Source organism: Rhodanobacter sp. K2T2 (genome assembly GCF_013408815.1).
GTDB lineage: Bacteria > Pseudomonadota > Gammaproteobacteria > Xanthomonadales > Rhodanobacteraceae > Rhodanobacter.
The window spans coordinates 87,702-111,981 of the sequence record NZ_JACCCA010000006.1 but is presented as its reverse complement, the minus strand read 5'-3'; the positions used below and the strand labels follow the sequence as shown (position 1 = coordinate 111,981).

General features: G+C 64.1%; 20 protein-coding genes. 11 read left to right on the top strand and 9 right to left on the bottom strand.

Annotation, left to right across the window (positions count from 1 at the left end):
• Positions 1-29: 29 nt before the first annotated feature.
• Entirely contained in the window at positions 30-3,602 is a 3,573-nt protein-coding gene (gene dnaE, locus HDE78_RS11185) for a DNA polymerase III subunit alpha (protein WP_179479750.1), read from the top strand.
• Positions 3,603-3,663: 61 nt separating this feature from the next.
• On the opposite strand, the gene HDE78_RS11180 is transcribed toward dnaE, so the two are convergent.
• On the bottom strand, positions 3,664-4,044 hold the full coding sequence (locus HDE78_RS11180) for a YajD family HNH nuclease (RefSeq protein WP_179479365.1): 381 nt from the start codon (positions 4,042-4,044) through the stop codon (positions 3,664-3,666).
• Between the two features lie 164 nt (positions 4,045-4,208).
• Here HDE78_RS11180 and HDE78_RS11175 point away from each other — a divergent pair, with 164 nt between their 5' ends.
• The 5 genes from HDE78_RS11175 (at position 4,209) to HDE78_RS11155 (ending at position 8,203) form a co-directional block, all read left to right on the top strand.
• The gene (locus HDE78_RS11175; RefSeq protein ID WP_179479363.1) at positions 4,209-5,165 is read left to right on the top strand and encodes an acetyl-CoA carboxylase carboxyltransferase subunit alpha; all 957 of its coding nucleotides are present in this window, start codon (positions 4,209-4,211) and stop codon (positions 5,163-5,165) included.
• Positions 5,166-5,169: 4 nt separating this feature from the next.
• On the top strand, positions 5,170-5,556 hold the full coding sequence (locus HDE78_RS11170) for a diguanylate cyclase (RefSeq protein ID WP_179479361.1): 387 nt from the start codon (positions 5,170-5,172) through the stop codon (positions 5,554-5,556).
• Between the two features lie 46 nt (positions 5,557-5,602).
• On the top strand, positions 5,603-6,997 hold the full coding sequence (tilS, locus tag HDE78_RS11165) for a tRNA lysidine(34) synthetase TilS (protein WP_345776054.1): 1,395 nt from the start codon (positions 5,603-5,605) through the stop codon (positions 6,995-6,997).
• A 74-nt stretch (positions 6,998-7,071) separates the two neighbouring features.
• Positions 7,072-7,329, top strand: coding sequence for an exodeoxyribonuclease VII small subunit (locus tag HDE78_RS11160; RefSeq protein WP_179479359.1), 258 nt, complete (start codon positions 7,072-7,074; stop codon positions 7,327-7,329).
• Positions 7,313-8,203 (top strand): farnesyl diphosphate synthase, encoded by an 891-nt coding sequence (locus tag HDE78_RS11155; protein ID WP_179479357.1) that lies wholly within the window; start codon positions 7,313-7,315, stop codon positions 8,201-8,203. Before HDE78_RS11160 ends, HDE78_RS11155 begins: the two co-directional genes overlap by 17 nt.
• A gap of 79 nt (positions 8,204-8,282) precedes the next feature.
• Here the strand turns inward: HDE78_RS11155 and HDE78_RS11150 are convergent, their stop codons facing one another.
• Both HDE78_RS11150 and pmbA read right to left on the bottom strand, forming a co-directional pair.
• Positions 8,283-8,666, bottom strand: coding sequence for a DUF4870 domain-containing protein (locus HDE78_RS11150; RefSeq protein ID WP_179479355.1), 384 nt, complete (start codon positions 8,664-8,666; stop codon positions 8,283-8,285).
• Between the two features lie 89 nt (positions 8,667-8,755).
• A complete protein-coding gene (pmbA, locus tag HDE78_RS11145) occupies positions 8,756-10,153 on the bottom strand; it encodes a metalloprotease PmbA (protein ID WP_179479353.1) in 1,398 nt (465 codons plus the stop codon).
• A gap of 137 nt (positions 10,154-10,290) precedes the next feature.
• Between pmbA and HDE78_RS11140 the strand changes: the two genes are divergently transcribed.
• Both HDE78_RS11140 and yjgA read left to right on the top strand, forming a co-directional pair.
• Entirely contained in the window at positions 10,291-10,542 is a 252-nt protein-coding gene (locus HDE78_RS11140; protein ID WP_179479351.1) for a DUF1653 domain-containing protein, read from the top strand.
• A gap of 30 nt (positions 10,543-10,572) precedes the next feature.
• A complete protein-coding gene (gene yjgA, locus HDE78_RS11135) occupies positions 10,573-11,169 on the top strand; it encodes a ribosome biogenesis factor YjgA (RefSeq protein WP_179479349.1) in 597 nt (198 codons plus the stop codon).
• Positions 11,170-11,184: 15 nt separating this feature from the next.
• Here the strand turns inward: yjgA and HDE78_RS11130 are convergent, their stop codons facing one another.
• The 3 genes from HDE78_RS11130 to tldD form a co-directional block, all read right to left on the bottom strand.
• Positions 11,185-11,454 (bottom strand): hypothetical protein, encoded by a 270-nt coding sequence (locus HDE78_RS11130; RefSeq protein ID WP_179479347.1) that lies wholly within the window; start codon positions 11,452-11,454, stop codon positions 11,185-11,187.
• Positions 11,454-12,875, bottom strand: coding sequence for a putative sulfate exporter family transporter (locus tag HDE78_RS11125; protein WP_179479345.1), 1,422 nt, complete (start codon positions 12,873-12,875; stop codon positions 11,454-11,456). The genes HDE78_RS11130 and HDE78_RS11125 overlap by 1 nt, the downstream gene beginning before the upstream one ends.
• Positions 12,876-13,371: 496 nt before the next feature.
• The gene (tldD, locus tag HDE78_RS11120) at positions 13,372-14,811 is read right to left on the bottom strand and encodes a metalloprotease TldD (RefSeq protein ID WP_179479343.1); all 1,440 of its coding nucleotides are present in this window, start codon (positions 14,809-14,811) and stop codon (positions 13,372-13,374) included.
• Positions 14,812-15,005: 194 nt separating this feature from the next.
• Between tldD and HDE78_RS11115 the strand changes: the two genes are divergently transcribed.
• Positions 15,006-16,232, top strand: a complete 1,227-nt coding sequence (locus HDE78_RS11115; protein ID WP_179479341.1) for a sterol desaturase family protein — start codon at positions 15,006-15,008, stop codon at positions 16,230-16,232.
• A gap of 15 nt (positions 16,233-16,247) precedes the next feature.
• Here the strand turns inward: HDE78_RS11115 and HDE78_RS11110 are convergent, their stop codons facing one another.
• From HDE78_RS11110 to HDE78_RS11100, 3 genes are all read right to left on the bottom strand, one after another.
• The gene (locus tag HDE78_RS11110; protein WP_179479333.1) at positions 16,248-20,177 is read right to left on the bottom strand and encodes a YhdP family protein; all 3,930 of its coding nucleotides are present in this window, start codon (positions 20,175-20,177) and stop codon (positions 16,248-16,250) included.
• Positions 20,178-20,222: 45 nt separating this feature from the next.
• Complete coding sequence (gene rng / locus HDE78_RS11105; RefSeq protein ID WP_179479331.1) at positions 20,223-21,710, bottom strand: ribonuclease G; 1,488 nt, start codon at positions 21,708-21,710, stop codon at positions 20,223-20,225.
• A 120-nt stretch (positions 21,711-21,830) separates the two neighbouring features.
• Positions 21,831-22,934, bottom strand: coding sequence for a mechanosensitive ion channel domain-containing protein (locus tag HDE78_RS11100; protein ID WP_179479329.1), 1,104 nt, complete (start codon positions 22,932-22,934; stop codon positions 21,831-21,833).
• A 93-nt stretch (positions 22,935-23,027) separates the two neighbouring features.
• On the opposite strand from HDE78_RS11100, the gene HDE78_RS11095 reads away from it, so the two are divergent.
• Together HDE78_RS11095 and HDE78_RS11090 are read left to right on the top strand one after the other, a co-directional pair.
• Positions 23,028-23,738: an adenine nucleotide alpha hydrolase gene (locus HDE78_RS11095; protein ID WP_179479327.1), complete on the top strand. Its 711-nt coding sequence runs from the start codon at positions 23,028-23,030 to the stop codon at positions 23,736-23,738.
• A 14-nt stretch (positions 23,739-23,752) separates the two neighbouring features.
• Positions 23,753-24,277 carry a mismatch-specific DNA-glycosylase gene (locus tag HDE78_RS11090; protein WP_179479325.1) on the top strand — a complete coding sequence of 175 codons (525 nt, stop codon included), beginning with the start codon at positions 23,753-23,755 and terminating at the stop codon, positions 24,275-24,277.
• The last annotated feature ends 3 nt before the right edge of the window (positions 24,278-24,280 follow it).

The window sequence follows — 24,280 nt, the reverse complement described above, 5'->3', positions numbered from 1 at the left end:
AGCCTTCATGGACTCGCCGCGTGAGTTTCATGACCACCCGCTTCGTCCACCTGCATCTGCACAGCGAGTATTCGCTGGTCGATTCGACCATCCGCATCAAGGCGCTGGTCGACGCCTGCGTGCGCGCCGGTATGCCGGCCGTGGCGCTCACCGACGAATGCAACATGTTCGCGCTGGTGAAGTTCTACAAGGCCTGCAGCGCTGCCGGCATCAAGCCGATCAGCGGTTGCGACCTATGGATTTCCGCGCCGGACGACCCACGGCCGTGGCGGCTCAACCTGCTGTGCCAGAACCGCGCCGGCTACCTCAATCTGTCGCGGCTGGTGTCGCGTGCCTGGCGCGAGGGCCAGCACAGCGGCCGCGCGCTGATCGAGGCCGGCTGGCTGCACGCCGAGGCGACGCACGGACTGATCGCGCTGCTCGGACGCGAGAGCGAAGTCGGCCGCATCGCCCTGAATCAGGGTCTGGAGGCCGCCCTCGCGAAACTGCGGCCATTGACGCGGCTTTTCCCCGATCGGCTGTACCTGGAGCTGACCCGCTGCGGTCGCGACGGCGAGGAAAACTGGAACGCCCTCGCACTGGCATTGGCCGTGGAACTCGACCTGCCGGTGGTCGCCAGCAACGACGTGCGTTTTCTGCTGCAGGACGATTTCGAAGCGCACGAGGCACGCGTGTGCATCAACCAGGGCCGCGTGCTGGCCGACAACAAGCGCCCGCGCGACTACAGCAACCAGCAGTATCTGAAATCGCCCGAGGAAATGGCGACGCTGTTCGCCGACATTCCCGAAGCGCTGGAAAACACGGTCGAGCTGGCGCGGCGCTGCAACGTCGAACTGCAGTTCGGCACGTATTACCTGCCCGACTTTCCGGTGCCCGACGGGCATGACCTGGGCAGCTATATCCGCGAGCTGTCGCACGAAGGGCTGAAGCAGCGCCTGTCCGCCGCGCCGCTCGCCGCCAACTGCACGCTGGCCGACTACGAAAAGCGGCTCGACCGCGAGCTGGACGTCATCGTCAAGATGGGTTTCCCCGGCTACTTTCTGATCGTGGCGGACTTCATCAACTGGGGCAAGGAACACGGCATTCCGGTCGGACCCGGCCGCGGTTCGGGCGCCGGTTCGCTGGTCGCATGGGCGCTGAAGATTACGGATCTGGACCCGCTGCAGTTCGACCTGCTGTTCGAGCGATTCCTCAATCCCGAACGCATCTCGATGCCCGACTTCGACATCGACTTCTGCATGGATCGCCGCGACGAGGTGATCGACTACGTATCGCGCAAATACGGCCGCGACCGCGTCAGCCAGATCATCACCTACGGCTCGATGGCGGCGAAGGCCGTGCTGCGCGATTCCGGCCGCGTGCTCAGCATGCCGTACGGCCAAGTCGACCGGCTGGCCAAGCTGGTGCCCCCGCGCCCGCTCGACCTGACCTTGTCGGACGCGCTGGGCCGTTCGGAAAAATCGAAAAAAGAAACTGATCGCGTCGTCAAGGAATTCTGTGAAGCCTACGAGCAGGACGAAGACGCCCGTGCGCTGATCGATCTGGCGCTGAAGCTAGAAAGTCTGACCCGCAACGCCGGCAAGCACGCCGGCGGCGTGGTGATCGCGCCGACCGCGCTGACCGATTTCGCACCGCTGTACTGCGAGCCGGGCGGTGCCGGCGTGGTCACCCAGTTCGACAAGGACGACGTGGAAGCCGTCGGCCTGGTGAAGTTCGACTTTCTCGGCCTGCGCACGCTCACCATCATCGACTGGGCGGTCAAGGCGATCAACGCGCGCCGTGCGAAGGCCGGCGAAGCGCCGCTGGATATTTCGCAGCTGCCGCTGGACGACCCCAAGCCCTATGAGCTGCTGAAAAAGGCGCAGACCATCGCGGTGTTCCAGCTCGAATCGTCCGGCATGCAGCGCATGCTCAAAGATGCCAAGCCCGACCGCTTCGAGGACATCATCGCGCTGGTGGCGCTGTACCGCCCCGGCCCGATGGATCTGATCCCCAGCTTCGTCGCGCGCAAGCACGGCCGCGAGGACGTGAGCTATCCCGATCCGCGCGTGCAGCCGATTCTGGAAGAGACCTACGGCATCATGGTCTACCAGGAGCAGGTCATGCAGATGGCGCAGATCGTCGGCGGTTACTCGCTCGGCGGCGCCGACCTGCTGCGCCGCGCGATGGGCAAGAAAGACGCCAAAAAGATGGCCGAGGAGCGCGCCAAGTTTCGCGACGGTGCGTCCAAGGACGGTCTGGCCGGCTCCAAGGCCGACGAAATCTTCGACTTGATGGAGAAGTTCGCCGGCTACGGCTTCAACAAGTCGCACGCCGCCGCCTACGCCCTGGTGAGCTACCAGACCGCGTGGCTGAAGGCGCATTATCCGGCCGAATTCATGGCCGCGACGATCTCGTCGGACATGGACAACACCGACAAGGCGGTGATCTTTCTCGACGAGTCGCGCGCGATCGGCCTTACCGTGCTGCCGCCGGACGTCAACGCGTCGGACTACATGTTCGTCGCCGTCGAACCCGACGCATCGTCCATTCACTCGCGTCAGGGCGCTCGCACGATCCAATACGGCCTCGGCGCGATCAAGGGGGTCGGCCAGGGCGTCTGCGAAGCCATCGTCGCCGAACGCAAAAACGGGCGTTATACCGACCTGGCCGACTTCTGCCGCCGCGTCGATCCGACCAAACTCAACCGGCGCGTGCTCGAGGCGCTGATCTATTCCGGCGCGCTCGACGCTCTGGCGCCGACGCGCGCCAGCCTGATGCTGCAGTTGCCCGATACGATCAAGGCCGCCGAGCAGCACCTGCGCGACCGCCAGTCTGGCCAGAACGACATGTTCGGCGCGGCCTCGGGTGCGCTGACGCCGGTGGTGCATATCGATCTGCCCACGGCACCGGAGTGGCCGCTGGAGCAGCTGCTGCAGGGCGAGCGCGACACGCTCGGCCATTATCTGTCCGGCCACCCGACCGATCCCTGGAAAGAGGAGCTGGCGCAGCTGTCGACCTGCCCGCTCGGCGAAATCGCCCTGCGCTACCAGCCGCCCAAGCCGCGGAAAAACGACAACGACGACGGCAACCGTTTCCGCCGCGGCCCGGACACGCCCTGGACGATCGCCGGCATGGTGACCGCGGTGCGCAAGCGGGGCGACAGCGATGCCTTCGTGCGCATCGAGGACGGCACCGGCAGCATCGAGGTGAGCTTCTTCGGCGAGCTGTATCAGCAGATCGCACCGCTGTTGACCCGCGACGAAATGCTGGTGGTCGAGGGTGGCTTGCGCGTCGACGACTTCTCCGGCGGCGGCTTTCAGATCCGCGCGCGCAGCGCCAGTTCGCTCACCGATGCCTGCCGCAAGCATGCGCGCCTGCTGCAGCTGAAATTGAACGGCGTAAAGCCCGACTTCGTCGAAAAACTGCAGCACGCGCTGGCCGGCTACCGCGGCGGTCGCGCCACGGTGATACTGCACGGTTATCACAACCAGAACGCGCAGGCCGACCTGGAGCTGAGCGACGCCTGGCGCGTCGATGCGATACCGGCCTTGCTGCGCACGGTACGGGCGCTGCCCGGTGTGCAGGCCGCAAAGCTGCGCATCGTCAAGCAGGCCGACTGAAACAAGCCTGCTGAAACGGCCGACGCAGAGCAGGCTGACCGATGCCGACGCCGCGACTCGGTTATTTCCTGCCGCGCTCCATCATCGCCTTCAGGTCGGCGAAGGGATTGCCGGTGGCCGGCGCGACCTCCTCCTGCACGCTGTAACCGGCGCCGCGTACGTGGTCGATATAGCGCGAATGCTCGTTGTCGTGACAGTACACGCACAGCAGCTCCCAGTTGCTGCCATCGGCCGGGTTGAAGTCGTGGTCGTGGTTGCGATGGTGCACCGTGAGCTCGCTCAGGTTGGTGCGGGTGAACTCGCGCGCGCAGCGGCCGCAGATCCACGGGTACATTTTCAGCGCCCGCTCACGATAGCCCAGCTCGCGCTGCTCGGCGTTTCGACGGGCTTCGGCCACGATGCGGTCGAGCTTGTTGTTGTCGATGGTCGGTTGAATCGGCATGGTCGAGTCCGGAAATAGCGCGTCTTAAGAGAACCATAGCGCAACCCGGCGCCGCGTCGCTTCTCCCGCGCGGTAAGTGTATCCACGGGCCGCCATACGGCGGCGTTCTCGCCTTCACGCGTCTAACGGTATACTGCGCCGCTCTGTGCCACGAAATGTCGCGAATGAACCCTAACTTCCTCGATTTCGAACAACCGATTGCCGACCTGGAAGCGAAGATCGAAGAGCTTCGCCATGCCAGCCAGGGTCAGGCGTTCAATATCGAGGACGACGTCAACCGTCTGCGCGAAAAGCTGAAGATCAAGACGGCCGAGATCTTCCGCAACCTCAGTTCATGGCAGATGACCCAGCTGTCGCGCCATCCGGCGCGGCCGTACACGCTGGATTACATCGGCGTGATCTGCGAAGAGTTTCATGAGCTGGCGGGCGACCGCATGTACGCCGAGGATGCCGCCATCGTCGGCGGCCTGGGCCGCATCAATGGGCGCCCGGTGGTGATCGTCGGTCATCAGAAAGGCCGCGATACCAAGACCAAGGTGCGCCGCAACTTCGGCATGCCGCGTCCCGAGGGCTATCGCAAGGCGCTGCGCCTGATGAAGATGGCCGAACGCTTCCATCTGCCGCTGCTGACCCTGATCGACACACCCGGAGCGTACCCGGGCATCGGCGCCGAAGAACGCGGCCAGAGCGAGGCCATCGCGCGCAATCTGATCGAAATGGCCAGTCTGAAAGTGCCGATCATCTGCACCGTGATCGGCGAAGGCGGCTCCGGCGGCGCGCTGGCCATCGGCGTCGGCGACCGTACTCTCATGCTGCAGTACTCGACCTATTCCGTCATTACGCCCGAGGGCTGCGCCTCGATCCTGTGGAAAAGCGCCGACAAAGCCCGCGATGCGGCCGAGGCGATGGGCATGACCGCGCCCCGCCTGTTCGAACTCGGCCTGATCGACAAAGTCGTGCGCGAGCCGCTGGGCGGCGCGCATCGCAACCCCCGCTCGATGGCGGTACGTCTGAAAGCCGTGCTGCTCAAACAGCTCGACGAGCTCGAAGCGCTGCCGGTAAACGAGCTCCTGGAACAGCGCTACAAGCGCCTGCGCAGCTACGGCGCATTCCAGGAATAAACCCATGGCCGGCGTGCGCGGACTGGATCACATCAATCTGCGCGTGCCGACGGATCTGCTCGAACCCGTGCGCGCGTTCTATATCGACATGGTGGGCCTGCACGACGGTCCACGGCCGTCGATGAGCTCAGGCTCGCACGGCTACTGGCTTTACGCCGGCAACGCCGCCGTAGTGCATCTGAGCACCGGCCATGCCGGCGGATCGTGCGGCGAGGGCAACGGCTATTTCAGCCACGTCGCGTTTGCATGCACGGAGCTGGAGACGACGCGTGCCAGGCTCGATCAGGCGCAGGTACCGCACCGTATCGCCGTGCTGGATGACGGTGCCCAGGTGCAGATCTTCGTCGTCGACCCGGCCGGCATCACGGTCGAGCTCAATTTTCGCCGCTGAGCCGCCGCGGCGAGGTAGCCTCGTTATCCGCACGACAGGAAACATCATGGCCAACGATAACGCCGGGCGCGTCGTGCCGATCGATACCGACCTCTTAGAGCCTGTTCACGATCTACAAGCTCTACAGCGCGAGCGAAGTATGAGCGATTCGCTGCAACGGCATCTTGCCTCCGCGCTGGCGGATACGCAGGCATCGCCGTTATGCGTGGCCTTCAGCGGCGGCCCGGATTCGACCGCCCTGCTGCATGCGCTGGCCGGCATGCCGGAAGCGCGAAAACGCGGCCTGCGCGCGCTGCACGTGGACCATGCCATGAACCCGCAAAGCGGGGCCTGGTCCGCGCATTGCCAGCGCTTTTGCGAATCGGTGGACGTGCCGTGCGAAGTGATACGTGTGCAGGTACCGCTCGACAAAGGCCTTGGCCTAGAAGCCGCCGCGCGCCACGCGCGCTACGAGGCATTTGAGTCGTCTTTGCAGCCGGGCGAGTACCTGCTGCTCGCGCATCATCGCGACGATCAGGCCGAGACCGTATTGATGAAACTGCTGCGCGGCGCGGGACCGGACAGCCTCGGCGGCATGCGCACGCTGCGTCCGTTCGCGCGCGGACAGCTGTGGCGTCCGCTGCTGGCGCTGTCGCGACGGCAGCTGCGCGACTATCTCGATGCCCGGCAATTGCCTTCGATCGACGACCCGTCCAACGGCGACACGCGGTTTGCGCGCAATCATCTGCGCCACGACATCCTGCCGAGGCTGGAACGTTTATGGCCGCAGGCGGTGGATTCCATCGTGCACAGCGCCGCGCTCAGCCGTGCCGCTGCCGATGCCCTGCAGCAGCACTGGCTGGCGGCTTACGACACCATGCACGATGCGGCCACGCACACGATCGACGCCTCGACGTGGCTCGCCCTGCACCCTGCGCTGCGCGAGCCGCTGCTCGATCACTGGCTGCACGGGCTCGGCCTGCCCGCACCGACTACCGCACAACGCCAGCAGATCGAGCATCAGTGTGGCGCACGCGCCGGGCAGCAGCCGTGCGTGCAATGGCGCGGCGCCGAGCTGCATATCTGGCGCGGGCGGCTGTGGGCACAGTCGCCGCCACGGATAGTCGACAGCAGCTGGCATGCGACGTGGCACGGCGAACTGCTGGCGCTGCCCGACGGCGGCACGTTGTCGCTGGTCGATACCAAAGTCCGCCTGACCGAGCCGATCCAGGTGCGCCTGCGCCAGGGCGGCGAGCGTATCAAGCCGGCCGGCGATATCTATACGCGCGAGCTGCGCGACCTGTTTCAGCAGGCCATGATCCCCCCGTGGCGGCGATTTGGCGTGCCGCTGCTGTATGTCGGCACTGAAATTGTCGGCGTGGCCGATCGGTGGTTGAGCGAACGAGGCAAGCTGATCTTCGAGCAGGCTGGCACGCGGGCACACTGGTCGCCTGCGCGCTGACGCCATCACCCGCAGGTACCTTTCATAGCCTAATCGATTGATTCCGCGCGGTCACTCGGTTAGCTTTGCTGTCCATGGCCAAGACCGCTTCCGCTTCCACCAAGACGCCACCCGCCGTGGACTTCGAGCACTCGCTGGACGAACTCGAACAGCTGGTCGCGAAGATGGAAGGCGGCGAAATGAGTCTGGACGAGTCGCTGGCCTCGTTCGAACGCGGCATCGGCCTGTACCGTCACTGCCAGCAGTCGCTGGAAAAAGCCGAACTGCGCGTGCGCCTGCTGCTTGATCCCGACGCCCCCGAGAGCGCCGAACCGTTTGAACCCGAACTCTGAGTTAGGTCCCGCCCTCAAGGCGTTGATCCTCCGTGCCGAGCAGGCACTCGAACATTGCCTGCCGCCTGCCGAACAGTCCCCCGCCCTCCTGCACAGCGCGATGCGCTATGCCGTGCTCGGTGGCGGCAAGCGTCTGCGACCCTTGCTGGTCTATGCCGCGGCACAGGCACTTGGCGAAAGCGGACCTTCGCTCGACGCTGCCGCCTGCGCGGTGGAGCTAATTCACGCCTATTCGCTGGTGCACGACGACCTGCCGGCGATGGATGACGATGCGATGCGCCGCGGCCGCCCGACCTGCCACATCGTGTTTGGCGAAGCGATGGCGATTCTGGCCGGGGACGCATTACAGGCGCTGGCGTTCGAGATACTCAGCGACGCTGCCGACGACGACGCGATCGGTATGAAAAAGCAGCGCGTGCTTGGCCGCGCCTGCGGCGCGGAGGGCATGGCCGGCGGGCAGGCGCTGGATCTGGCCGCCGTCGGCCGCACGCTTACCATTGCCGAACTAGAGCACATGCACGCGTGCAAGACCGGCGCGCTCATCCGCGCATCGGTAAAGCTCGGCGCGCTGACAGCGGGGGCCGATGCGGCGACATTGGCCTTATTCGACCGCTATGCCGACGCCGTTGGCCTGGCATTCCAAGTGCGCGACGATATTCTGGACGTCGAGGGAGACGCCACCATCATCGGCAAGACCGCCGGCAAAGATGCCGCCGCGGACAAGCCCACGTTTCCATCGATTATCGGTCTGAATGCATCGCGTGATCGCTTGCGCGAGCTCACCGATCTCGCGCTATCCGCTATCGCACCTCTGGGCACGTCCGGCTCATTGCTGCAGGAGCTTGCGCTGTACGCAGCGCATCGCAACAGCTGAGTTTGGCCATCCAGCCGTCCAAAGAAAAAGCCCGATCAGCGGGCTTTTTCTTTCATTCAAACATTGAAGATTCGGTCGCTCAGCTCACCAGGCGCAGCGCAAACGGATAGCGGTAACTTCCGTCGGCACTGACCTTCACGGCAGCGATGATGCAGAACACCAGATTCGCAATCCACAGCAGCCAGGTGAGGAAAGCACCAATGATAATGATGGTGAGAATCCAGCAGATGACGTAACCGATAAGCACGGTGATCTGGAAGTTCAACGCTTCCTTGGCCTCACTCACGAGATAAGCCTTTTCGGGCCGATCCTTGTTCATCAACCAGATGATGAGCGGAACGACGATGCTCAGAATCACACCCGACAGATGCGTCAGCATCGCCAGGTTCTTGTCATCGGTGGACCGAACGCCCACGGGCGGTTCCGGCGGTATCGGCGAAAACTGATCGGACGGTGTACTCATGGCCCCTGCTCTCCCTGGTGGTGGTACCGCGAAAGCTTGCTGGCGCCATCTTCGACCTTGCGGCCAGCGACCGCAAGATGACCCTTGAACTACTCGCCGGCGATAGTCATCCGATCGACAAGAATGGAGCCGGTAAGCACAGCCGAGCGTGCATCGACATCCGCGCCGACAGCGAGAATACCGGTGAACATTTGGCGCAGATTGGCGGCAATCGTGATTTCTTCCACCGGATAGGCGATCTGGCCGTTCTCGACCCAGAAACCCGCCGCGCCGCGCGAGTAGTCGCCGGTGATGGTCGACACGCCCTGACCCATCAGCTCGGTCACCAGCAGCCCGGTGCCCATGCGCTGGAGCAGCGCGGCAAAGTCGTCTTTTGAATTGTCGACGCTGCCGGGCTCGACGATCAGGTTGTGGATACCGCCCGCGTTGCCGGTGGATTCCAGTCCGAGCTTGCGCGCCGAATAGCTGCCCAGGATATAGCGCGAGAGCACGCCGCCCTCGATCAGCGAACTGTCGCGAGTGGCCACGCCTTCGGCGTCGAAATTGCCCGAGCCCTGGCCGCCGATCAGGTGCGGCCGCTCGTTGATATCGAGCCATGACGGCATGATCTGCTGACCGACATGGTCGAGCAGAAAACTGGCCCGGCGATACAGCGCACCACCGCTCACCGCGCCGAGAAGATGCCCGATCAACCCACGCGCCAGCTCCGGCGGAAACAGCACCGGACTCTGCCGCGTCGACAGGCTGCGCGCGCCCAGGCGCGCCAGCGTGCGTTCGGCGGCGCGATCGGCCAGCGCCTTGGCGCTGATGAAACGATCCGCGCGGCGCACGCTGTCGTACCAATAGTCGCGCTGCATGCCCGCTTCGTCGCCGGCGATAAGAGCCAGCGACAGCGAGTGCCGCGTGCCGCGCTCGCGTCCGACAAAGCCGTGCGAGTTGGCGTACACCGAGACGCCCTGCCCGGCCTGCACGCTGGCGCCGTCCGAATTGGTGATGCCGGCGTGTGCGCGACCGATATCCTCGATTTCGATGCCCAGCTCGATCGCCTGCGTGGTGTCGATATCCCACGGATGCCACAGATCGAGATCGGGAAACTGCGTCGCCATGCGCGACGCATCGGCGAGGCCCGACGACGGATCGGCTTCGGTATAGCGCGCTATCGCGCAGGCCTGATCGAGTGTCGCCTGGATCGAATCGGGATGCAGGTCTGCCGTACTGGCCGAGCCTTTGCGCTGGCCGAAATACACGGTCAGACCGAAACCACGGTCGCGCGTGTGCTCGACTGTTTCTACCTCGCCCAGACGCACATTGACGCTCAGCCCGCTGTCGATGCTGGCGGCCACCTCTGCCTGGCTGGCACCGGCGGCACGGGCGCGGCGAATCACATCCTCGGCCAGTTCCGACAGACGATCCAGTTCTTCGAGGCTGCGATCCTGGCTGATGGCGCCGCGATGGCGGTGGTCCTGGCTGCTAACGACTTCGCTCACGTTGGGCTTCCTGAAGGTTTGACGCGTAGAATAGTGGCTCGCTAAAGCCGGCTTGCCATTCGACGCGATCCCGAAACGGGTTGACACCTTCAAGTGGGGTCGCCGCGGCGAAATGAAAAGAGCCGCGGAGAACCAACATGACACCCATCCCCGGCACCTACCGCCATTACAAGGGCCAGCGCTACCGCGTGCTGGGTACGGCGCAACACAGCGAAACGATGGAGCCGCTGGTGGTCTATCAGGCGTTGTACGGCGATTACGGCTTGTGGGTGCGCCCGGCGGCCATGTTCGTCGAAACCATCGAACTGGATGGCGAGCCGATTCCGCGGTTTGCGCTCGAACAGGCCGACCCGTCCGATACAGCCGGCGATCGCCAGCCGCAACCTTGATCCCCAACGTCCCATTCTGGAATTGAAACCGTGAGCCCGAGCCGCAGCCGCAACCAGACCGAACTCGACGAAGAAGACTACGGTCCCAGCCGCACCCAGCAGCGCCGTGAGGCGCTGGCCGTGCTGGCGCTGGCCAGCCAGCTCGTCGCGATGCAGCCCAGCCGCCTCGCCAAGCTGGAACTGCCCGACGACGTGCGCGAGGAAATCACCCGTACGCGCAACATCACTGCGCATATCGCGCACAAACGACAGCTCGCCTTTCTCGCCAAAGTCATGCGCCGCTACGAAGACGAAGTATTCGCTTCGGTACGCGCCGAGCTCGGCGAAAATCGTGAGAAGCAGCGTCAGGAAAACGCCGCCATGCATCGGCTTGAAGCGATGCGCGACCGCCTGATCAATGAGGAAGAAGCCGCACTCTCCGAGCTCATCAGCGAGCACCCGCAGGTCGATCGCCAGCATCTGCGTTCGCTGGTGCGCAAAGCGCGCATCGAGAAGGAAACGCCGAACAAGCCGCCGCGCGCTTATCGCGAGATTTTTCAGCTATTGAAGGATCTGGCGGGAAACAAACAGGACGACACGGGCGAAAGCGCCGATATCGACCATGAAGGCGACGACGTCCAAGCGTAACGGCATCGTCCGGCCCTAGCTTTCGTTGATTCCTAGCGCATCGATTGGTACCGCTGCGCTGAATCGGGCGCAGTGGTCATCCAGCGACACCAGCCGGTCGTGCAAAACGCACAATCCGCTCTCACCGATGCTTGCGCCATAAGCCGAGCCAAATACGGCCAGCCCGGAAACACGCTGTTCGATCGCCTGACGGTCGGCCAGGCGATGGTGGCAGTCGACACAGCGTGAGACAACCGCCTGCGCAAGATGCAGTGTGTTCGCGGCAACCATGGGTGGCGCTTGCATCAGTGCCCCACACTGTCCCAATACCCGGCGAACACGTGCACCGACATCACGTAGCCGACAACGATATTGATCGCCACGCCGACAGTGAAAGCCAGAAACGGCTTCCAACCGGTCTTGCTCAACGAACCCAGCCGCGTGGTCAAACCGATGCTTAGAAAGCAGAAGGTAAAAGCCCAGGTGCGCAGCGCAGTGATCGGCGCCACCAGATCCGGCGTGACCACCTTGCGGTAATCGGCCAGCGAATACGAACTGGCGATCCAGGTGATCAGCGCCGAAGCGATGACAAAGCCGATCACGAATTTCGGAAAGCGCGCCCAGATTTCGCCGGCATCTACCTTCTTTACCTGCACGCCGTCCTCGAAGGCATCCCAGCGGGTCGTCGCCACCCACGCCAGCACGAACGCCCAGATGCCGATCCAGATATCGCGCCCGACGACTTTCATCAAGGTGAAGTTTTGCAGCGCCGCCTCCGGTGCACCGGCAATCGCGCCACCGGCGTTGCGTGCGATATCGCCGTAGGCCTGCGCCGCGGCGATACCGGCCGCATCGGCGAATTCGGATGTGCCGATCCACGCACCGGCCACGCCGGTCGACAGACCCAACGCGTGCGACGCGAATGGCAGCACGAAGATCATCACGATCGCCCACAGCACCACCAGGGTAATCGCCACCGATGCCTGCTCGCGTTTGGCGCGTACCGCGCCGGCGACCGCAATGGCTGCCGACACGCCGCATACCGCACCACCCACGCCAAGCACCGCGGCAAAACGACGATCCAGCCCCAGCGCGCGGCCAGTGAAAAAGATCACAAAGAAAGTCAGCAGCGACACCACCGTCGCCTGTCCTACCGCCACCGGCCCGGCCCACACCAGCAGCGTGAACGGGAGTGTCGCACCCAGCAGCACAATGCCGACCTTGATGAAAAACTCCACCCGCAAACCGGCCTGAAACCATGCCGGCAGACGCACCAGATTCGATACGATCAGACCGAGCAGCAGCGCCACCAATGGCGCCTCGAGGTTGTAGTGCGAGGCCTGCGTCCACGCCGCGGTTTCAAAGATGAACAGCGAGACCACGAAAAGAATCAGAAATGCCGGCAAAAAGTGCGCGAGCCGCTGCTTCAACACTGCCAGTGCGATACCAAAGATCACGGCAAACACCACAAACAGCGCGACGTAGTTCGGCACATGCGCGGCAAGATCGGTCCCTGCCTGTGCGAGGCTGGTCCATTTCGCCGGCGCCGAGGCCAGCCACCTGATGCTGCTACCCGAGGCAAACGTCAGCCACGCCACGGCCACCAGCAGCAGCCCCACCCATACCGACCACCAATCTTCGTTGGAGAACGGACCACGCCGGCTGTTTACCGCGCCGCCAGCGGCGACTTCACCGCCTTGCGGTAATTCACGCGTCACTTGATTCATCGCTCCCCCTCAATAAAGGCGCTGCCGGGCCTGCCGAAAGTCCAGGCTGAAAACATCGCCCGGAACGGAAGACCAACGCTGGCGCGACAGACTTGCTGCCCAGTGTTGACGGAACGGCCGGCCCAGCAAAATGATGTTTCGCTTTATCGATATGCCGGATCGTGATGGACGGCTTACCCCAGCCGAATGAGTAGCTTCAGACAACATCGGTGTCGACCGACGATGCCGCTCGAGGCGAGAGGACTACGTTGCGCGCAATTAAAAAGCATAAAAAAGGCGCCACAGCGCCTTTTTGTTCCCGAGTACGTTGGTTCGAGCGCATTTACACGCTCCCTTCAACCTTCCCTGAAGTTGGGTTTACGAGCCGCTCGTGCGGCTCGCCCTCCGGGCCATTCGCTCCGCGAATATTCGTTCCGGCATCCTGCCTACACAGTTGCTGCGCCCGACCCAACCTACGTTCGTGCTCGAAGACTATTTCGTATAGCCGTCCAAACGGTTACGAGGCGGTACCGCCAACGGTCATGCCGTCGATCTTGAGGGTCGGCTGGCCCACACCGACCGGCACGCTCTGGCCGTCCTTGCCGCAGACGCCGACGCCTTCGTCGAGCTTCATATCGTTGCCGATCATCGACACGCGGTTGAGCACCTCCGGACCGGAGCCGATCAACGTGGCGCCCTTCACCGGACGCGTGATCTTGCCGTCCTCGATAAGGTAGGCCTCGCTGGCGCTGAAGGTGAACTTGCCGCTGGTGATGTCGACCTGGCCACCGCCGAAATTCGGTGCATACAACCCCTTCTTGACCGAGCGAATGATCTCGGCGGGATCGTGCTGGCCGCCGAGCATGTAGGTATTGGTCATGCGCGGCATCGGCAGCGAGGTGAACGATTCGCGGCGGCCATTGCCGGTAGGCTTCATTCCCATCAGTCGCGCGTTGAGCTTGTCCTGCATATAGCCCTTGAGGATGCCGTCCTCGATCAGCGTGGTGCATTCGGTCGGCGTGCCCTCGTCGTCGATGCTGAGCGAACCGCGGCGGCCCTGCAGGGTGCCGTCGTCGACGATGGTCACCCCCTTGGCGGCAACGCGCTGGCCGATGCGACCGGAGAACGCGGAACTGCCCTTACGATTGAAGTCTCCCTCCAGCCCATGACCGATCGCTTCGTGCAGCAACACCCCGGGCCAGCCCGGACCGAGCACCACGGTCATGTTGCCGGCCGGCGCGTCGACCGAATCGAGGTTCACCAGCGCCTGGCGCACGGCTTCGTCGGCGAAAGACAGCGCGCGGCCATTCTCGATCAGCTCGCCATAACCATAGCGGCCACCGCCGCCGGAATGCCCTTGCTCGCGACGCCCGTTCTGCTCAGCGATCACCTGCACGTTCAAGCGCACCAGCGGCCGCACATCGGCGGCCAGGGTGCCGTCGGAAGCGGCGATAAGAATCGTGTCGATGGTAGCGGCGATACTGACGATCACCTGCTTGATGCGTGGGTCGCGCGAGCGCGCGTACGCATCGACCTCGCGCAGCAGCGCGATCTTCTCCGGGTTGGGCAGGCTGTCGACCGGATCGATGGCCGGATACAGCTGGCGCGCGCCGTTCAGCGCCAACGGCTTGCCGGCGCCGTTGCCGTCGTGGGCGATGGCGCGGGCGGCACGCGAGGCGTCCAGCAGCTGCGGCATGACAATTTCGTCGGAATAGGCGAAACCGGTTTTCTCGCCGCTGATGGCACGCACGCCCACACCCTGCTCGATCGAGTGGCTGCCGTCCTTGACGATGCCCTCTTCCAGCAGCCACGACTCGCTGCGCGAATGCTGAAAATACAGGTCGGCCGCGTCGATCGACGGGCCCATCAGCTGATTGAACACGCGGTCGAGGTCGGTGGCGGCGATGCCGCCCGGAGCGAGCAGCCGGCGTTCGGCCTGGGCAAGCAATGAATCCATGGGTTTCTGCCGTTACTGATGCGGTGGGACTGAAGAGATATGGTCAAATCCTGCGGCTTAAAGCCCGCTCCCGCAAGCCTGGCCATCAGCGGAAGACGGCGGGCGCCGACACGCGCGCCGATCGAACTTGGCGCTACCATGCGCCGAAGGCCGGATAGACCACCTCGTATGCACCTTTTGACGCAGGAAAGCTGATGACGCATCCCTCACGACGCAAGTTCGCGCACAAGCTGATCGACGCCGCCTTGATGGCGCCGGCCGAACGTCTCGGCGTGGTGGTCGACGATACCAGGGAGATGTTTCGCGGCAGCGGCGAGCTCGAACCGGGCAAGGCGATGGTGACCACTGCGATCGCCATGTCGCTGGCCATTCTATGTCTGCTCGGCGTGCTGGCATTTCATTTTCCGCAGTACCTGACCACACCCCAGCTCAGGGTCAAGTATTCGGTGGATCTGCTGCGTCAGGCGCTGTTCGGCGCCCTGCTGATGGCTGGCGCACTGTCGCTGGGCAATCTGGTCCTCAACCGGCAGCGCAATATCAATATCGCGGCGTTCGTCCTGGTGATCGCTGCGGTCGCGCTGGGTGGTTCACGCGTACCGGTCGGCAACTTTCCCGATCACACGCCGTATATCGGGCTGGACTGGTTCATCCTCGACCTGCTTGGCTCCACGCTGATCTTCGTGGTGATCGAAAAGCTGTTCCCGCTGTACAAGGGGCAGCCGATCTTCCGGCCCGAGTGGCAGACCGACATGAAGCACTTCGCGGTGAATCACTTCATCGTCGGGCTGGCGCTGCTGACGGTGAATTTCCTGCTGCACCATTTGTTCGGCTGGCTGGTGCGCAGCGACTTTCAGCAGTTCGTGCAACACATCGGGTTCGTACCGCAGTTGCTGCTGTGCGTGCTGGTGGCCGACATGGCGCAGTATTGGACGCATCGCGCGTATCACGAGATGCCTTTTTTGTGGCGCTTCCACTCCGTGCACCACAGCGTGAAGACGATGGACTGGCTGGCCGGTTCGCGCCAGAGCATGCTCGAACTGATCGCCACCCGCGTCTGCGTGCTGGCGCCGCTTTATATCCTGGGCTTCAGCGAGGCGGTGATGAACGGCTACATTCTGATCGTGGGGTTTCAAGCGGTTTTCAACCACGCCAACGTGCACCTGCCGTGGGGACCGCTGAAATACGTGATCGTGACGCCGAATTTCCACCACTGGCATCACGCCTCGGACGATATTGCCATCGACAAGAATTACGCCGCGCACTACGCCTTCATCGATTACCTGTTCGGCACCGCCGTCAAAACCGATGACAAGTTTCCCGCGCACTACGGCGTGGTCGGCGACTACATGCCGGATGGCTTCATCAACCAGCAGCTGTTTCCGTTTCGTGGCAGCACCAAGCCGGCCGAGCCGACAGCCTGATTGGCCGGCGTGCCGTCAGTGGCCGGCTGACTGCGCCGAAGCCGGCTCGACGTTCTTCGATGCGTTGATCGGCATGGGCGCCACAGCGGCTGGCGGCAGGGCCGGTGCCGTATGTTTTTCCATCAGCGTCATGACCGGCTTGTCCCACTTACCGGTGATCTTGTAGCGCGCTCCGACAGCCCTGTTCAAGCCGCGCCCGAGCAGGCCCTGCACGGCGAAACCCGCGGCCGCACCGATCGGTCCACCGACGACGGCACCGACGATCGGCAGGCTGTTGCCGGCGTGCGGCACCACCACCATCTGCTGATCGAACTTCTTCGCCCGCAGGTCGGTGCGACCGGTGATGCTGATTTCGGCGGCCGGGCTGTGGATCTTGAAGTTGTTCGTGGTCGCTACGCCGTTGGCCAGACTGAAGTCGCCGGTCATCGAGTCGAAAGCCAACCCTTTGCCGAACACGTCGCCGAAATCCAGCGTCATGCGCCGCGGCAGCTCGGCCAGCGAAGCCAGGCCCAGCAACCGACCCGCACCCGGCGACGACACCTCGGGAATACGCCCGTCGCTGACGTGCACGCTGAGCGTACCGTCCATGCTGGCCAACGAGAGCGCGCTGGGCGCGCCGGGCCAGCTAGCGTCGAGTTCATCCGTGGTCTTGCCACCGTTGACCAGACCCTCGAAACCGAAAGCGCCGAGCATGCCGCCAAGGTCTTCCGCGGCAAAGCCGATCTTCATACGCGTATGGCTGTCGGTGGCGCTGCCGTTCCAGTCGCCACTGGCATTGATTTGCACGCGGCTGGACAGCGCGCGCAGCTGCTCGATGTGCAGGCCACTAGCCGACGGCCAGGTTTCCAGCCGCGCCTCGCCCAACTTGGCATCGCCCAGACGAAGATCGCCCAACCACAGGTGAAACGGCGGCAGCGCAGCGGGATTGATGCCGGTATTGGCCGGATTCGCTGGCGGCGCCGTGATCGACGCGGCGTCGACGGGGACGGCAGCGGACGAAGAAGTTCCGTTTGGACGTCCATTTGTGCTGGCGACGACAGCCGTATCCTTCGGCCAGTAAAGCTTCTGCAGGCGCGCGGTGATACCGCGCTTGTCCATCTCGCGCGTCGGTACGTTGAAATTGCCGCTCATGGTGGCGGCGGCCACATCCACGCTGATCGCATCGGTCTGCGGCTTCGCCTTGATCTGCATGGCGCCGAACGGATAGCCGAACAGGGTCGCCTGCGCCGCGCCGATGTCGATGGTTTCCAGCGACGGGCCGTCACCGCTGCCGCCGGCAGCGACATGCTGCACCCAGCCGGTGACGTCCAGCTGGTCGGTATGCCCGCGGATGCGCAGCCCCTGCGCCGGCAGATCGTTCGGCATATCGCTGCCCAGCGCTATCGTCCCTACCAGCGGCTTCTGCGCGCCGTCGGCCAGGCGAAAATGCCCGCGTGCGATCTGACCCAGGGCCAGCTGCATATCGCTGCCGCCCACCGGCAGGCCCAACGTCAGCTGCAGCGGCAGACTCTCCGGTGCCGACTTTTTCAACGGCACCGGCAGGTTGAGCGCGATGCCGGTCAGTGGAGAATCCACGCTGAGCGTCTGCGTCAGTCCTTTGCTGCCCGCCGAATGGGCAACCGTGAAGCCGATGGCGAAATCGCTGCGCCCATCGGCCAGCGGCACCAGCCATTTGAGCGTAGGGTAATCCTGCACCAGCTCCGACAGCTGATAACTGCCGCTCAGCTGTGCCGAAAAGGTGGTACCGGGGTCGGCATTGCCGCCGGCAATGGCCAGCTGCAGTTTGGACGGCTGTCCGCGGAAGCCGACGTCCAACGGGCCACCCTGCATGCCGTGCCCGTCGAAGTGCAGGGGGCCGTTGATCTTGTCGAGCTTGAGGTTCCACTCGGGCGCGGTAAGGTCGACGTCCTTCAATTGCGCCGTACCGTTCACCTGTCCCTCGTTCAGTCTGGCCAGCGGCAGCGCCAGATGGAAATCGACCACGCCGCTGCCGCCCAGATTGAGCTTGGCCAGCGTATCGGCCTGAACGCTGCCGATCGGGCTTTTGCGCGCGAACTCCATCAGACTCGCGCCGCTGCCGCTGCCTTGGACGGAAAGATTGAGCACGGGATCGGCAAAATCGGGAATCTGCGCCGCGGCATGATCGACTTTTACGCCCAGCACCTGCCCCGCGGTGGCTTCGGCGGACAAGCCGTTGTTGACGAAGCTGGCAACCAGATCGAGCCCTTCGCCGCGCGGCCAACCCTTGCCGTAGTCGAACACCAGACCCATGACCGGCGCGCGCGCTTCGAAGCGGCCTTCGTTGTGCCGGAACGGCCAGTCGGCCAGGCTGCCGCGCACCAGTGCCTGGGCCTGATCGATACGGCCTTCAACCAGAGCGTTATCCAGCCACGCGACCGTGGCGGGCGGCAGCGTATTGGTGGGCAGGTAGGCCTTGGCCGCCTGCAGGTCGACATGGTCCAGGCCGGCATAAATATCCAGGAAGGGGGCGCCCTGCGCCGGCAGGGTGACTTCACCGCGCGCATCGCCCGCGTAACCGGCGCCGGCGAAATCCAGAGCGTCCACGCCGATATGCCAATCGCCGTTGTCCGGCCAGAACGCCAGCGTGCCGCTCAAGCTCGTCAACGAGAACGGCTGACGAAAGATCTGCGGAAACTGCAGCGTGGTGGACTGCGCCGGCAACTCCAGCGAGAACGCGTCGGCATCGCCACGCAGCTCGCCGCGCAGGCCGCTCACGCCGGGCAGCTTGCCGACCGCATCGATAGCAAGCCCCGTGAACGTCAGATCGACGGCCTGCAAACCGTCGGTTTGATTCCACTGCAGGGCGACCCGATTCAGATCGCCGCGCGGGTGCCCGCCGCCTAGCCACTGCGCCAGCGGCAGGCCGAGGTCGGGCTTCAGGGCGAGCCAGGGCAGCAGCGGCGCCAGCTGCAATTCGCGTGCAGCGACACCGACTCGAATCGGCTGGCCCGCTGGTTGATGCAGGCTCAACGCAAGCCGGCTGTCGTCATCGCCAGCCCAGCGCACATCGTAGCCATCGGCCGTGCGGCGTAGGCCGGCGATGCCATGCAGGGCCGATACGCTGGCACGCGCTCCGTCGGCGTGCGATATCGCCAGCCGATCCAGATCGAACCGAATGGTGCCACTCACCACTTTGCCGCGATACCAGTCGAGCCACGAGGCCAACTGGCCGTGACCCTGTTCGGCCGTGTAGCCGTCCATATCGATACCGAGCAGCAGAGGCTTGAGATCGACATCGTTCGCGCCGACCCACAGATGGCCCGAGCCGCCGTCCTCTCGAAAGCGCCCGGCGGTGCGTAGCAGCGCCGACACTCCATCACGCTGCAGCAGCCCACCGAAACGCACGTGATCGCCCTGCCGGCTCAGACGCAGCTGCGGCGCCAGCATGGTGTAACTTTTATTCAGCTGCGCATCGGTGATGACCACTCGCAAGTTTTCCAGCCAGATATCCATCGACAGCGGGCCCAGCGACAACGGCTGCGTACGGCCACCGCCGGCCACGCCGATACCGTTGATGTGCCAGTTGCCATCGGCATCGCGCACCAGATCCAGCTCCAGGCCGCGCACACGCAGGTTGACCAGATGCCGCGACGGCGTCAGCCAGCCGCCGAAATCCAGCTTCAGTTCGGACTCGGGAATCTGCAACGGCGCGCCGGCCTGACCGTTCTGCGCACCGACCGTGACGCCGTGCATGACGAACAATGGACCGGAGGGCGTCCAGCGGCCCTCCATCGAGGCGAAGCTGACCGGCCGCTGCAGCCGCTCGCTGAGCTGTGCCGCGACCCATTCGGGATGGCGCGCCAGCAGCGGAAGCAGCAGTTGCGTCAACGCCATCACCACCGCCAGCAGAATCACCGCGCTGCCGGCAATCCATCCCGCTGCACGCGCACAGCCGTGCAGCCGCCGCTGCCACAGCGCCTTCACGCGCGGCGGTCCGCGCCAGACGCAGCTAGCGAATTCAGGCCGGACCTACAGCAAAACCACATCAAACTGTTCCTGCGAATAGTGCTCTTCGGCCTGGAATCGTATGCTTTTGGAGATGAACTCTTCCAATTCGGCGACCGCGCCGGACTCTTCTTCAAGGATGCGGGTCACCACCGACGGGCTGGCCATGACCAGCAATTTCTCGGCATTGAACTGGCGCACGGCGCGGGTGATTTCGCGAAAAATTTCGTAGGTCACGGTTTCAGCCGTCTTCAGCTGGCCGCGCCCGCTGCAAGTGGCACAGGGTTCGCAAAGCTGGCGCGCCAGACTCTCCGTCGTGCGCTTGCGCGTCATCTCCACCAAACCGAGCGCGGACATCGGATACACCGTGGTCTTGGCATGGTCGCGCGCGAGCCCCTTGCTCAGCATGCGCAGTACCTGGCGCTTGTGCTCCTCGTCGATCATGTCGATGAAGTCGATGATGATGATGCCGCCCAAATTGCGCAGCCGCAGCTGGCGCGATGCCGCCTGCGCCGCTTCCAGATTGGTGCGGTAAACCGTTTCCTCCAGATTGCGTGTGCCCAGATAGGCACCGGTGTTGACGTCGATCGTGGTCATCGCCTCGGTCTGGTCGACAATCAGGTAACCACCCGATTTCAGCGGCACCTCTTTCTTCAGCGCGCGCTGCATTTCATCCTCGACGCCATACAGGTCGAAGATCGGGCGCTCGCCGTCGTAATGCTCGATGCGGTCGTCCAGGTGCGGCATGAACTTGTGCACGAACTTGACCACCTTTTCGAAGGTAGCGTGTGAATCGATGCGCACCTTTTCGATGTCGTCATTGAGCATGTCGCGCAGACTGCGCAGTGGCAGCGACAGCTCCTCGTAGACGCGCTCGCCGACCTTGGCCTTGGCGATGTTTTCCTGCACGACGCGCCAGACCTTGCCGAGGTAGGTCACGTCGAACGCCAACGACTCGGCACTCTGTCCCTCCGCGTTGGTGCGCACGATGTAGCCCAGCGGGTTTTCACCGATCAGCGGGGTCAGCACATCCTTCAGACGCTGGCGCTCGGACTCGTCCTCGATGCGGGTGGAAATACCCAGCGTGCGCGCATACGGCAGCAGCACCAGATAGCGCGAGGGAATCGACAAATGCGCCGAGAGCCGCGCGCCCTTGGTACTGATCGGGTCCTTGACCACCTGTACCACGATCTCCTGACCTTCATGCACCAGCTCGCTGATCGACGGCGTGTGGCCATTGCCATTGCCGCTTGGCTCAGTGCCGTCGGCCGATGGCGGCGGCGCCGGCCGCACGATATCGGAGGCATGCAGAAACGCGGCGCGATCCAATCCGATCTCGACAAACACCGCCTGCATGCCGGGCATCACGCGCTGCACGCGGCCCTTGTAAATATTGCCGACATAGCCGCGCTTGGAAGCACGTTCCACGTGCACCTCCTGCAGCATGCCGTTCTCGACAACGCCCACCCGCGTCTCACGCGGCGTCACGTTGATCAGAATTTCTTCGCTCACCGGACACTCCCCCAATTGATCTTCTTTATAGCCGTTGACGATCCTGTCTGTCGATGAAACCTTTCGCGGGTAGTCTGCAACATCAGTGATTTACGACACCCTTCTGACGGGTTGCTTGATTCAGTTCGGCGCGCGATCGATGGTCGGGTCCACCAGGGATCGCGACAGCGGCGGTTGTTCCAGCTCGGCGCGCAGGCGCGGCAGGCTATGGGGGTAGTTGGCTTGCACGAACGCGATCAGGCCCTCGCGCACACGGCAGCGCAGGTCCCAGCTCAACGGCGAGTCGGCCGAACTGACCAGAGCCCGCAGCTGCATGGCTTTTTCGTTGGCGTCCGTGACTTGCAGCAGGCAGACCCAGCCGTCCCATTCGGGTGCGGCCGCGCAGATGCGCTTGAGCTCCTCGCGCAACGGCTCCAAAGGCAGGCTGTAGTCGACCCATAAAAATACTGTACCGATCAGCTTGGAGCTGGTGCGCGTCCAGTTCTGGAACGGGTTTTCCATAAACCAGTTCAGCGGCACAACCAGGCGGCGCTCGTCCCAGATTTTCACCACCACGTAAGTGCCGGTGATTTCCTCGATGCGCCCCCATTCGTTCTCGATGATCACCACGTCGTCGAGCCGGATCGGCTGGGTCAGTGCGATCTGCAGACCGGCGATGAGATTACCCAGCACCGGCTTGGCCGCGAAGCCGAGCGCCAGGCCGGCCACGCCAGCCGATGCCAGCAGGCTGGTGCCGATCTGGCGAACGTTGGGAAACGTCAGCAGGATCATCGACAACGCCAGCAGCACGATCAGCACGTTGAAGGTACGGCTGAGCACGCGAACCTGGGTGAGCACGCGACGCGAGCGCAGGTTATCGGCCTTGTTCATCGGGTACTGATGAATAGCCAGTCCTTCCAGCGCGCCCACGCAGCGCACCAGCAGCCACGCCGCCGTCGCGATCAGCGCGACCAGCAATAGATGCTGCAGCAAGTCGAGTGCCAGCAGCCGACCTGCTTCGGGCGCGAGGCGCAGCGCAAGGCTCAGCATCAGCAGCGGCACCAGCCACTCCATCGGTGCGCTGGCCCGGCGCAGTACGTCGGCCGCCAGCGGACGGCCGCGCGCCAGCCGTCGCATCACCGCCCAGCCGGCGCGACGCATGACCGCGGCAAGCAGCAGCGCGACACAGACTGCGCCGCCCAGCCGCACCCACGGCTCCTGGTTCCATAGTTCGGTCAATGACATGGCGCCAGTGTGGCCGGCACGACGTCCACGGCGTGTCGCTGAGGAATACAGAACTCGTTCAAATCCCCGCCATGCATCGCGTAAAGTAGCGCCATGACGGCGACACCGACACTACTGGCCTGGAGCGGCGGCAAGGACTGCCTGCTCGCGCTGCAGCGGCTGCTGGCCGACCCACAGTGGCAGGTGGTCGGCCTGCTGACCACGATCAACCGGCATTATTCGCGCGTCGCCATGCATGGCATCCAGCGCGATATTTTGCTGGCGCAAACCGAAGCGCTGGGGCTACCGCTGGTCGAAGTGCTGCTCGACTGGCCGGGCAGCAACGAGGCCTACGAAGAGGCGCATGCCAAAGGACTGGTCGAAGCCCGCATGCGCTGGCCGGGCATCCGCCACTGCGCCTTCGGCGATCTGTTTTTGCAGGACGTGCGCGACTATCGCGTACGCCAGCTCGGCCGCGACAACTGGCGCGCGGTGTTTCCACTGTGGGGCGAAGATACCGCCACGCTATCGCGACGCTTTGTCAGCGAAGGCCATCGCGCCATGCTTTGCTGCGTCGATACCCAGCAGCTCGACGCCGAATACTGCGGCCGCGAGTTCAACAGCGCCCTGCTCGACCAGTTGCCGTCCGGCGTCGATCCCTGCGGCGAGCGTGGTGAATTCCATACGCTGGCTTTCGACGGCCCGCTGTTTCGCCAGCCACTGAAGCTGCGCCGCGGTGAATCCGTGCTGCGCGACGACCGCTTTCAGTTCACCGATTTTCTGCTCGACGACGCGCCAGCACGGCGTGCTCGGCTCGATGATTGAAGACACGAAAATCCATGCGCGCCGATAACGGCCACATCTTGCCCGACGTGCTGAAACCCGGCCTCGCGCTGGTGTTCTGCGGCACCGCCGCCGGCAAACGTTCCGCCGCGGAGGGCGCCTACTATGCGCACCCCGGCAATCTGTTCTGGCGAGCCTTGCATCAATCGGAACTGACGCCGCGCCTGCTGGCGCCGGCCGAATTCCCCCAGCTGCCGAACTACGGCATCGGCCTGACCGATCTGGCCAAACACCACATCGGCAACGACAACCAGCTGCCGCGCGATGCCTTCGATGCCGCCGCACTGATCGTCAAGATCGAACACTACGCGCCGCGCGTGCTCGCCTTCACCAGCAAAAACGGCGCGCGCGCTGCGCTGGGCCATTCGGTCGACTACGGCCTGCAAACGGCCACGATCGGCGACACGCAGATCTTCGTGCTGCCCTCCCCATCGGGACAAGCCCGCGGCCATTGGACGATCGCGCCGTGGCTGGCCCTGGCCGAACTCACCCGCACGGTGCGTGCGAAGCCAAGCCGCTGATGC